This window comes from Streptococcus infantis, assembly GCF_001579645.1.
Classification (GTDB): Bacteria; Bacillota; Bacilli; order Lactobacillales; family Streptococcaceae; genus Streptococcus; species Streptococcus infantis_E.
The window spans coordinates 38,080-48,142 of the sequence record NZ_KQ970823.1 but is presented as its reverse complement, the minus strand read 5'-3'; the positions used below and the strand labels follow the sequence as shown (position 1 = coordinate 48,142).

11 protein-coding genes and 2 pseudogenes are annotated in these 10,063 nt (G+C 41.8%); 2 read left to right on the top strand and 11 right to left on the bottom strand.

Features of this window, described 5'->3' with window-relative positions; genetic code table 11:
* Positions 1-195: pseudogene (locus SINDD18_RS11420) on the bottom strand (Bax inhibitor-1/YccA family protein); the annotation flags it as partial.
* 53 nt (positions 196-248) lie between these two features.
* On the bottom strand, positions 249-989 hold the full coding sequence (locus SINDD18_RS08305; RefSeq protein WP_061863801.1) for a TrmH family RNA methyltransferase: 741 nt from the start codon (positions 987-989) through the stop codon (positions 249-251).
* 33 nt (positions 990-1,022) lie between these two features.
* Between SINDD18_RS08305 and SINDD18_RS08300 the strand changes: the two genes are divergently transcribed.
* Positions 1,023-1,301: an acylphosphatase gene (locus SINDD18_RS08300; RefSeq protein WP_001174501.1), complete on the top strand. Its 279-nt coding sequence runs from the start codon at positions 1,023-1,025 to the stop codon at positions 1,299-1,301.
* 77 nt (positions 1,302-1,378) lie between these two features.
* Positions 1,379-2,305 (top strand): membrane protein insertase YidC, encoded by a 927-nt coding sequence (gene yidC / locus SINDD18_RS08295; protein ID WP_061863800.1) that lies wholly within the window; start codon positions 1,379-1,381, stop codon positions 2,303-2,305.
* Between the two features lie 83 nt (positions 2,306-2,388).
* Here yidC and pflA read toward each other — a convergent pair whose 3' ends face one another.
* The 9 genes and pseudogenes from pflA to SINDD18_RS10605 all read right to left on the bottom strand — a co-directional run.
* Entirely contained in the window at positions 2,389-3,183 is a 795-nt protein-coding gene (gene pflA, locus SINDD18_RS08290) for a pyruvate formate-lyase-activating protein (protein WP_061863799.1), read from the bottom strand.
* A 129-nt stretch (positions 3,184-3,312) separates the two neighbouring features.
* Positions 3,313-4,569: a diaminopimelate decarboxylase gene (locus SINDD18_RS08285; RefSeq protein ID WP_061863798.1), complete on the bottom strand. Its 1,257-nt coding sequence runs from the start codon at positions 4,567-4,569 to the stop codon at positions 3,313-3,315.
* 72 nt (positions 4,570-4,641) lie between these two features.
* Positions 4,642-5,466, bottom strand: a complete 825-nt coding sequence (gene purR, locus SINDD18_RS08280; protein ID WP_061863797.1) for a pur operon repressor — start codon at positions 5,464-5,466, stop codon at positions 4,642-4,644.
* Positions 5,467-5,567: 101 nt separating this feature from the next.
* Entirely contained in the window at positions 5,568-6,509 is a 942-nt protein-coding gene (locus SINDD18_RS08275; protein ID WP_061863796.1) for a 3'-5' exoribonuclease YhaM family protein, read from the bottom strand.
* Positions 6,499-7,755 (bottom strand): DNA recombination protein RmuC, encoded by a 1,257-nt coding sequence (gene rmuC / locus SINDD18_RS08270; protein WP_061863795.1) that lies wholly within the window; start codon positions 7,753-7,755, stop codon positions 6,499-6,501. The genes SINDD18_RS08275 and rmuC overlap by 11 nt, the downstream gene beginning before the upstream one ends.
* Position 7,756: 1 nt before the next feature.
* Positions 7,757-8,419 (bottom strand): thiamine diphosphokinase, encoded by a 663-nt coding sequence (locus SINDD18_RS08265; RefSeq protein WP_061863794.1) that lies wholly within the window; start codon positions 8,417-8,419, stop codon positions 7,757-7,759.
* Positions 8,382-9,038, bottom strand: a complete 657-nt coding sequence (rpe, locus tag SINDD18_RS08260; RefSeq protein WP_061863793.1) for a ribulose-phosphate 3-epimerase — start codon at positions 9,036-9,038, stop codon at positions 8,382-8,384. The genes SINDD18_RS08265 and rpe overlap by 38 nt, the downstream gene beginning before the upstream one ends.
* A gap of 10 nt (positions 9,039-9,048) precedes the next feature.
* Positions 9,049-9,927, bottom strand: a complete 879-nt coding sequence (rsgA, locus tag SINDD18_RS08255) for a ribosome small subunit-dependent GTPase A (protein ID WP_061863792.1) — start codon at positions 9,925-9,927, stop codon at positions 9,049-9,051.
* 1 nt (position 9,928) lies between these two features.
* Positions 9,929-10,063: pseudogene (locus SINDD18_RS10605) on the bottom strand (16S rRNA (adenine(1518)-N(6)/adenine(1519)-N(6))-dimethyltransferase RsmA); the annotation flags it as partial.

The window sequence follows — 10,063 nt, the reverse complement described above, 5'->3', positions numbered from 1 at the left end:
AGCAACTTCAACTACTCCTGTTACGATTAGCCATATGCGGGCGTTAAACATCAACTGAACAAGAAGGTCTTGGAAGGTTGTTAACATTAAGGCTGAAACAAGTGCAGATAAGGCGATCCCAATCCCTACAAAAGCATAGACTTTTGCATAAAATTGATTCAAGCCAGAACGTTCTTGAATAATTGTTTGATTCATATCTTTTTCTCCTTATGAAATCTTTTTACTGATTATAACAAAAATAAACTATTTTAACTCAAATAAAACATGAGTATGCCTGCAGCAATGGCAACGTTGAGACTTTCCGCTTGCCCTTTCATGCTGATATGAACCAGTTGGTCTGCCTGGTCTGTCATGAATGGACTAATGCCTTGACCTTCATTCCCCATGACTAAGACAAAATCTTCTAGCTGAGCAAGCTCACGATAATCTTTAGAATTTTGGGACAAAGTAGTTGCCAAAATTGGTAAATTGCCCTTTTTAGCCTCTTCTACAAATGTTTCAACAGGCATCCGATAAATCGGTACATGAAAATGACTGCCCTGCATGGATCGGAGAGTCTTCAAGCTATAAATATCTGCCGACTTACTTGAAACGATGACTCCAGAAAAATCTGCCGCATCTGCCGTCCGGATCATTGTGCCAACATTTCCTGGATCCTGCACATCTTCTAAGAAAAGGTATTTCCCCTGACTCAAATCTGGTAAATGCTCCTCCTCCTTTTGAACAATGGCAACAATGCCCTGAGGCGTTTGAGAATCTGCTAAATCGAGCAAGATTTCTTCGGTTACAAAAACAGTCTGAGGATAGTCTACCAGCTTATCTCCATACTCTGCGAGAGCAAAAATTTTCTCAATCTTTGCACCTGCCTGAACAGCTTCTTCAAACAGATGCCATCCCTCAATCAGATATGAGGTTTTCCGATATTTTTTTTGATGCAATTTTTTGGCATTTTTCACCACAGAATTGGCTTTAGAGGTTATAATAGTCATAGAAATATTATAACACAATCAAGGAGGTTTGGTATGCAAAAGGTTAAAATGATCGCCCAAGGTCGCGTCCAAGGAGTGGGCTTCCGCTGGGGTGTCTATACCCTAGCTCTAGAACTAGGTGGCATTACGGGTCGTGTCTGGAATAACGATGACGGAACCGTTGAAATCCTTGCCCAAGCAGAGTCTTCAGCCATCATGGCCAAGTTTATCCAAGAGATTCGAAAAGGCCCTACCCCATTCTCTAAAGTAACCTATCTTGATGTTCAATTGAGTAACTTTCCATCTTATTCAGACTTCAAAGTCGCAAATTAGGTCTCTAGAACTATTGTATATTTTCCAAAAAAACAGTAGAATAGAAAGGTATAATTTTTAAAGAAGGAATAAAAACAGTGAAATCTATTAAACGTTTTGCACTCTCGGCTATGGGAGTGGCTATGCTATTAGTCTTGGCAGGTTGCGTTCAGATCGATAAAGCAACAGGTAAGCCAATTGGTCCCGTTTGGGATTTCTTGGGTGCTCCAATGGGAGAAGCTATCAAATACTTCGCTAATGATCAAGGTCTCGGTTTCGGTGTTGGGATTATCATCGTAACCATTATCGTTCGCTTGATTATCCTCCCACTTGGTATCTACCAATCATGGAAAGCAACGCTTCACTCTGAAAAGATGAATGCTCTCAAGCACGTCCTTGAACCACATCAGACTCGCCTGAAAGAAGCAACAACTCAAGAAGAAAAACTAGAAGCTCAACAAGCTCTCTTTGCTGCTCAAAAAGAGCACGGCATCAGCATGTTTGGCGGCGTGGGATGTTTCCCTATCCTCATTCAAATGCCTTTCTTCTCTGCTATCTACTTTGCTGCCCAACATACTGAAGGAGTTGCCCAAGCAAGCTACCTAGGAATTCCTCTAGGCTCACCTAGTATGATTTTGGTTGCCTTTGCTGGTATCCTTTACTATCTTCAATCACTCCTTTCTTTACATGGAGTTGAGGATGAAACTCAAAGAGAACAGATCAAGAAGATGCTCTATATGAGCCCTCTCATGATTGTCGTGTTCTCTGTCTTCTCACCAGCCAGCGTTACACTTTACTGGGTTGTCGGTGGTTTCATGATGATCCTTCAACAATTTATCATCAACTACATCGTTCGTCCAAAACTTCGTAAAAAAGTACGTGAAGAATTTGCTAAGAACCCACCAAAAGCAAGCAAAACTTCAAGCACTCGTAAAGATGTAACCCCTGAACCAGCAACAGCTATCACAACTTCTAACAAGAAGAAAAACAAAAAACGCAATGCTGGAAAGCAACATTCTAGATAAAAAATAAAAGGCTTAGCTTAAATGCTGAGCCTTTTCTATAGTTGAAAAGAGGCCGAGAAAAAATCCCGACCTCTTCTTTCATTTTATCCATGTACACGTTTCATGTAATCTTGATAGCTTTCTGTATCCATCAATTCCTTAGCATTCTTAACACGTTCTGCTGTTGGAGGTTTAACTCCTTCAAGTGAGTACGGAATCCCAAGCTCACGCCATTTGAACTCACCCATTGTGTGATAAGGCAAGATTTCAAACTTATCAACATTTTTGAGAGTTTTTACAAACTTACCAAGTTCAATCAAATCCTCATCTCTGTCTGTCAATCCAGGAACTAGCACGTGACGGATCCATACAGGTTTACCGATTTCTGACAAGTATTGAGCACAAGCCAAGATGTTTTTATTGGTTTGACTGGTCACAATCTTGTGCTGTGCTTCGTTAATCTCCTTAATATCAAGGAGTACCAAGTCTGTAACGGCCATGAGCTTGTTAAATTTTTCCAGATAACGTGGTTTATTACGGAATGGAAGGGCACAAGTATCCAAGGTACAGTGGATACCTTTTTCTTTTGCCTTGGTAAAGAGAGCAATCAGAAAGTCAATCTGCAAGAGAGCTTCTCCGCCACTGACTGTAATACCACCCTTGGTTCCCCAGAAGCCACGGTAACGGAGTGCTTCTTCTAGAACATCGTCCACTGTTCGTTTACGAGATTTATTAGTTTCCATAGCCCATGTATCTGGATTATGACAGTACTGGCAACGCATTTGACAGCCCTGAAGAAAGACAATAAAACGAATCCCGGGCCCATCTACCGACCCAAAACTCTCTGTTGAGTGCACCATTCCTGTCACTTGTCCATAATCAATTGTTTCTTCACTCATATCATTCCCTTTCTTGAAACCGTTTTATAGCTTTATTATAACATGTCTGAAAGGAAAAACCACAGATTTTGCCTATTTTTTAGAAAACAAACTATTTTTTTCTTTCAACTTTCACGATTTTCAAAAACTCTATTCATCCTTGTCAAAATCAAAGCCATACAAGGTCGCAAAATAATCTTCTGGTCGCTCAGCTCTACGGATTAGTCGTGCAGCTCCGTCCTCTGTGTAGAGGATTTCAGCTGAACGAAGTTTGGCATTGTACTGGTACCCCATAGAGAAACCATGCGCACCTGTATCATGAATGACTAACAAATCACCAATTTCTGTCTGAGGCAGTTCCCGATTAACCGCAAACTTGTCGTTATTTTCACAGAGAGATCCCACAACATCAACTATTTCAGTCTGACCATCAGGATTCATCATATTGGTGATGTGATGGTAAGCGCCATACATAGCCGGCCTCATTAGATTAACAGCAGATGCATCTACTCCAAGATAAGTCCGATAAGTCTTCTTTTTATGGGTTACTTTAGTCACTAGAATTCCATGAGGCGCCAACATAAAGCGTCCTAGTTCTGTAAAAATCTTAACTTGACCAAGACCTACTGGCGTAAGAACTTCTTCATAAACCTGACGAACACCCTCACCAATTAAAGCAATATCATTTGGCTCCTGGTCCGGACGATAGTTGACCCCAATCCCTCCAGAAAGATTGATAAAGTCCAGTGAAATTCCCAATTTTTCCTTGATTTCTACGGCTAACTCAAAGAGCTGGCGCGCCAATTCTGGATAATAGAGATGAGTCACAGTATTAGAAGCTAGGAAGGAATGAATGCCAAAGGTTTTAACTCCCTTTTCTTTCAGAATAGCAAAGGCTTCAAAGAGCTGTTCCTTTGTCATCCCGAACTTAGCTTCACCAGGATGATCCATAATGTCCGTTCCTAGTTCAAATACGCCACCAGGATTGTAACGGCAAGAGATAATCTCAGGAATCCCTGTTGCACGCTCCATATGTTCAATATCTTCAAAGGCATCCAAATTGATTGTGGCACCCAATTCTTTAGCATAGGCATACTCTTGGTCAGGAGTATTATTTGACGAGAACATGATATCAGAGCCTGCAAATCCAAGTTTATGGCTCATCAAGAGCTCTACATAACTAGAACAATCCACTCCACATCCTTCTTCTTGCAAAATCTTCAAGATAGCTGGAGTTGGGGTCGCTTTTACAGCGAAGTATTCTTTAAAACCTTTATTCCATGAAAAGGCTTTGTTTACTGCGCGTGCTTTCTCGCGAATACCTTTTTCATCGTAGAGATGGAATGGAGTTGGAAACTCTTCAACAATCTTTTCTAAGTCTTCACGTTTAATAAATGGCGTCTTCATAGGGCTCCTTCATATTCATTATCAAAGAAAGGCTGGGACGAAAGTTCCAACCTTTAAGTATCTTATTATCTCTTATTTTTCTGTGTCAAAGATATTTCCAACTTCAACTTCAATTTGTTGATTCTTCACATCAATATTGGTAACTTTTAAGAGTGATTTATAGTCAAACTGCTGTTCACGATCTTCCTGCGCATTATCAGCAAAGACAGCTACACCAGCTAACTCAGAATCAAACTCTGTTAAAAGGCTAATCATACCGTTAATCGTTCCTCCGCCTTTCAAGAAGTCATCAACAATCAAGACACGGCTTCCTGCTTTAAGGCTACGTTTTGAAAGGAACATTTTTTCAATACGGTCGCTAGAACCTGAAACGTAGTTGACACTAACAGTTGATCCTTCAGTGATTTTCAAGTCACGGCGTACAATAACAAAAGGTACATTGAGGACATTTGCAACTGCATTTGCAAGCGGAACCCCTTTGGTTGCCACAGTCATAACTGCATCAATCTTTTGATCCATGAAGCTCTTAGCAATAATGCGACCAATATTTTTCAAAATGGACGGTGTGCTGAGCAGATCCGATAGATAAATGTAGCCACCTGGAAGGATACGGTCGCTTTCTGAGAGTTTTTCACGTAACTCATTAATAATATCTTTAGAATCTTGGGTAGAAATAGATGGTGTAAAAATAACTCCTCCACCTGCACCTGTCACTGTTTGGATATGACCAATTTCAATCTCTTCAAAAGCGCGTTTGATGATGACGATATCTTCTGAAATAGAAGATTTAGCTGATTCATACTTTTCTGCAAAAGTATTGAGGCTAGTTAATTTATAGGGATTGTTGATCAAATAATTGGAAATCACAACCATCCGGTCACTTCTTCTTAATTTCATTACGTATTCACCGTTCTTTTTATTTAGTCTTTTACTAATTATAACATAATACAGTAAAAAAACGAACTTTATTGTCAAAATAAAGTTCATTTTTTTAGTTTCTAGTCTAATTTTGGTTTGTAGAAGGAACGATTGTCCATTGCAAAGACCTTATTGGTCATTTCTCCTTGATCAACTAGGGCAAGTGCAGTTGACATCATCATCATGCTGGCATCCAAATTATCAATCATATGAATAATTTCTGCTTCCATCACTCGAGGACGAACTGGACTACCATACTCAAGGAGACCATGGTGACTGAGAATGACATGGCGAAGAAGTACAACCTCTTCTCTAGTATCATCAATGCCAAGTTCCATTACCGCTTTGGTAATTTCGCTATCAATCAGAGCGATATGACCAATAAGGTTTCCTCTTACTGTGTACTCTGTCTGGTCGGGACCTGTTAACTCAATAACCTTGGCCAGATCGTGCAACATAATCCCCGCGTAGAGCAAACTCTTATTGAGCTGAGGATAAATATCTGCAATCGCTTCTGCCAAACGAACCATAGTAGCAGTATGGTAAGCAAGACCTGTCTCAAAAGCATGATGGTTGGTCTTAGCAGCTGGATAGGAGTAGAATTCCTTGTCATATTTGGTGTAGAGATTCCGAACAATTCGCTGCCAAATTGGATTTTCAATTTTAAAAATCATCTGCGCCATATACTCACGAATCTCTTTGGCATCTACTGGAGATTTAACCTTAAAGTCCGCTGGGTCGTTGGGTTCGCCAGGCTGAGGTAAGCGAAGGGTGATCTGATTAACCTGAGGGGTGTTATTATAAACTTCTCGGCGTCCCTGCATGTGGACTACTTTCCCTGCTGTAAAGGTTTCAACATTGTGGGGTTGAGCATCCCAGAGCTTCCCTTCGATTTCTCCACTATCATCTTGGAAGGTGAAGGCTAGGTAGTTTTTCCCAGCACGTGTCTGTCTCAGGTCAGCTGACTTGATCAGGTAAAAGCCTTCAAAAAGCTCATCTTTCTTCATGTGACTAATCTTCATATTCTTCCTCATCTTCTTGGAATTGGAGCAAATCAAGCGCAGGCTCACCTTCTGATAACTCAATGTGACGAAGCGTTCGCTCGATAGCTGTAGTACGACGGTTTAATAAATCATCAATATTGCCAGAGGCATGTTGGAGATGTTTTTGTGCCTTGACCAGAATCTCACCAAACTTGCCAAATTCGGTTTTGACACTAGCTAGGGTTTTACTAATATGGTCGGCACTTTTTTGAATGTTTAGAGTCTTGAAACCAACCGATAGGGAGTTAAGAAGAGCCGACAAGGTACTTGGACCTGCAACGATAATTTGCTCCTCCCGTCTCAAATCATCAAAGAAAATCGGATTTCGAACAATTTCCGAATAGAGTCCTTCTGTCGGAACAAACAAGACTCCAAAATTGGTTGTCCGAGGTGGCGCCAGGTACTTACTCTTAATATCCTTAGCAAAACGCTTGACGCTTGCTAGGAGAGACTTACGACAGCGCTCAATCTCGTCCTTGTCACCCGCTTCATAGGCTTCTTCCAGACGGTAATAATCTGCCAGTGGAAACTTAGAGTCGATTGGTAGATAGACATATTCCTGGTCACCTTGTCCAGGCAACTTGATGGCGTATTCCACACGTTCACTAGAGTTTTCAACAGTAGCAAATTCTCGTTCATACTGGGCAGGTGTCATGATATCTTCAATAATCTGTCCCAGTTGTAATTCACCCAGAATTCCTCGGGTCTTGGTTCCAGAAAGAACTTTATTAAGCGCACCGACATCACGCGCCACCGTCTGCATTTCACCTAGGCCTCGATTGACAGATTCCAGTTGTTTGGAAACTGTCTCAAATGAAGCCTGCAAGCGTGTCTGCAAGGTCTTTTCTAATTTCTCCTCGACCGTTTGGCGCATCTGTTCCAAGCGTTGCTCATTTGATTCCTGCAAGGCCTGTAGTCGTTGATCGGTCTTATCTCTTGTTTGAAGGAGGTTCTCATTCATTTCCTGCCGAACTTGAGTTAAGCCCTGGTGCAATTCAATCCGCACCTCCTGCAAACGGTCGCTGACAGCCACTTCCAAGTCTTTTTGATCTAGCTGACTAGCTTGTCTGGCTTGTTCAAATCGATAATCTAGCTGGTCTGATAGGTTATCTGCTTGGTCCTCCAAGCTCTTGGTCAGATATTTTTCCTGCTTGTCCTGCCTTTGCCAAATAAGAAAGAGGCCGGCTAGATTAGCAACTAATAAAACAACAAGTAAACTTTCCATCCTACCTCCTGTCCTTACTATGCAGCACAACCACATAGCCATCTGGGCAAGTCACTGACACTTCCCTATCTATATATTCGTTAGAAGCGTAAACTTTCTTAAAGAAAAAATTCTCCTCTGTCAGTTCATACTTGGCACCGAGTATTGTCAAACGACTATCCCTCACAGGCATAAAGGCCAAATAATCATAGTCCGAACGTGGTTCAAGTCGACTGATTCCTTCTGGGCAATAGCTAATCAAATTTTGCCCATCCTCAATCTCTATTTGACGCATATAGGGCGCCAATTTAAGGTTGCTGGGTAGAAAGACATTAGCTAACATATGGTCAATGCGACCACCCAGAGCACCGAAAATAGTGACCTGAGCTTGAGGACTTTTTTCAAAAATCGTTAAAAGCGCTAGTTCCAGATCCGTATCATCTTTTTCTGGCTGGGCTTGGACAAAGCGCTGGGCATTCGCCTGAATCAACTGACGTTCTTCTACAGTCACAGAATCAAAATCCCCAACTGCAAGAGCAAGAGGAAGTTTTTCCTCTAGTACCCAAAGCGAGCCTCGATCCACACCGACAAAGCAGTCAAAATTTGTCCGATAGTGACCGCGGTCTCCGCCTGCAAAAACTGCAACTTTAGTCCAGTTGTTTTCTGAGAGCTTGCACTCGTTCATTGACATCTCCCTTAAAAACATAGGATCCTGCTACAAAAACTGTTGCACCAGCTTCTTTGGCTTGAGCAATAGTTTTATCATCAATCCCACCATCCACTTCAATTTCAAAATTCAAGCCTTTTTCCTCACGAAGGGAAACCAATTCACGTATCTTATCCATGGTTTCTGGCAGAAATGCTTGCCCACCGAAGCCAGGATTCACCGTCATGACCAAGACTTGATCAACTAAGTGAAGCACGTGCTTGATAGACTCAACAGGCGTACCAGGATTGATGACTACCGAAGGTTTAACACCGAGAGAACGAATCTTTTGAAGAGTGCCATGGATATGAGGTGTTGCCTCGACATGGATGCTGATAATATCCGCTCCTGCACGCGCAAAGTCTTCTAGATGATGTTCAGGATTTGATACCATCAAGTGGCAGTCAAAGACCATCTTACTATGAGGTCGAAGACTTTCGACTACACCTGCACCAAAGCTGATCTGAGGTACAAAGTGACCGTCCATGATATCGATATGGGCGTATTCTGCCCCAGTTGCCTCTAGGCGTTTAATTTCACGTTCAAAGTTGGCATAATCCGCTGCCAGAATTGACGGAGCAATCTTGTATTGAGACATAGGTTTCTCCTTATTTTGGAATTTTTTTGCTGACTTTTTTATAGGTTTCTCTACGATTTTCAATCTCACTGAGGAATTGTAGGTAGTTATCAAAACGAAAGGTGGCAATGATGCCCTCTTCTACTGCAGGCTTAACCGCGCAAGAAGGTTCGTGGGTATGCGTACAAGTACGGAACTTGCAGCCTCGACTGACACTGGCAATTTCTGGAAAAGCTCGATTAAGGTCTTCTGCTGTTGTTACTTCGTAATCCAGCGATGAAAATCCTGGGGTGTCTGCGATTTTACCACCATTGAGATTGTAAAAACTAACAGCTCGAGTAGTATGGCGACCACGACCCAGACTATCTGAAATTTCTCCTGTTTCAAGATTGAGATCTGGTGCAATTTTATTGAGGAGAGTTGACTTCCCAACACCTGTCTGCCCCATGAAGACCGTCACTTTGTCTGTCAACAAGGGCAAGAGTTCCTCTTTACTGGTCACAAAGTCGTAACCAATAGCACTATAGGTCTGCTCGTAAAAATCCAGTTCTCCCCTATCCTCCAGTAAATCCATTTTAGAAATATAGACGATAGGATGAATGCCCTTATGCTCTAAAAGAACCAAAAAGCGATCCAGCAAATTGCTATTAAAGTCAGGTTCTTTAACGGACATAATGACAACAGCTTGGTCAATATTGACAATAGGCGGGCGAACCAGACTATTTTTTCGTTCGTGAATCTTGAGGATATAACCCTCGGAATTTTCCTCCGCAGAAAAATCTACCCAATCTCCAACGTAGGGCGTGTGACCTTTTTTACGGAAATTCCCACGCGCACGTGTTTGATAAACCTGACCATCACTTTCCACATAGTAGAAGCCAGCCAAAGCTTTAATGATTTGTCCCTGCATCTTAGAGTCCTTGTCCTTTAAGCGCATCTGCTAGACTGGCAAATTCTTCCAAGCTTAGTGCTTCTCCACGTACACTTGGTGACAAACCTGCTTGGTCCAAAGCCCTAGTCAACTTATCCTTAACTTCCTCAGTCTT

What these genes read in the sequence shown, in the direction of transcription:
- purR (WP_061863797.1), bottom strand. Translation starts at nt 5,466, where the DNA reads ATGAAATTAAGAAGAAGTGACCGGATGGTTGTGATTTCCAATTATTTG.
- rmuC (WP_061863795.1), bottom strand. Translation starts at nt 7,755, where the DNA reads ATGGAAAGTTTACTTGTTGTTTTATTAGTTGCTAATCTAGCCGGCCTC.
- SINDD18_RS08285 (WP_061863798.1), bottom strand. Translation starts at nt 4,569, where the DNA reads ATGAAGACGCCATTTATTAAACGTGAAGACTTAGAAAAGATTGTTGAA.
- SINDD18_RS08265 (WP_061863794.1), bottom strand. Translation starts at nt 8,419, where the DNA reads ATGAACGAGTGCAAGCTCTCAGAAAACAACTGGACTAAAGTTGCAGTT.
- SINDD18_RS08300 (WP_001174501.1), top strand. Translation starts at nt 1,023, where the DNA reads ATGCAAAAGGTTAAAATGATCGCCCAAGGTCGCGTCCAAGGAGTGGGC.
- SINDD18_RS08305 (WP_061863801.1), bottom strand. Translation starts at nt 989, where the DNA reads ATGACTATTATAACCTCTAAAGCCAATTCTGTGGTGAAAAATGCCAAA.
- SINDD18_RS08275 (WP_061863796.1), bottom strand. Translation starts at nt 6,509, where the DNA reads ATGAAGATTAGTCACATGAAGAAAGATGAGCTTTTTGAAGGCTTTTAC.
- pflA (WP_061863799.1), bottom strand. Translation starts at nt 3,183, where the DNA reads ATGAGTGAAGAAACAATTGATTATGGACAAGTGACAGGAATGGTGCAC.
- rpe (WP_061863793.1), bottom strand. Translation starts at nt 9,038, where the DNA reads ATGTCTCAATACAAGATTGCTCCGTCAATTCTGGCAGCGGATTATGCC.
- rsgA (WP_061863792.1), bottom strand. Translation starts at nt 9,927, where the DNA reads ATGCAGGGACAAATCATTAAAGCTTTGGCTGGCTTCTACTATGTGGAA.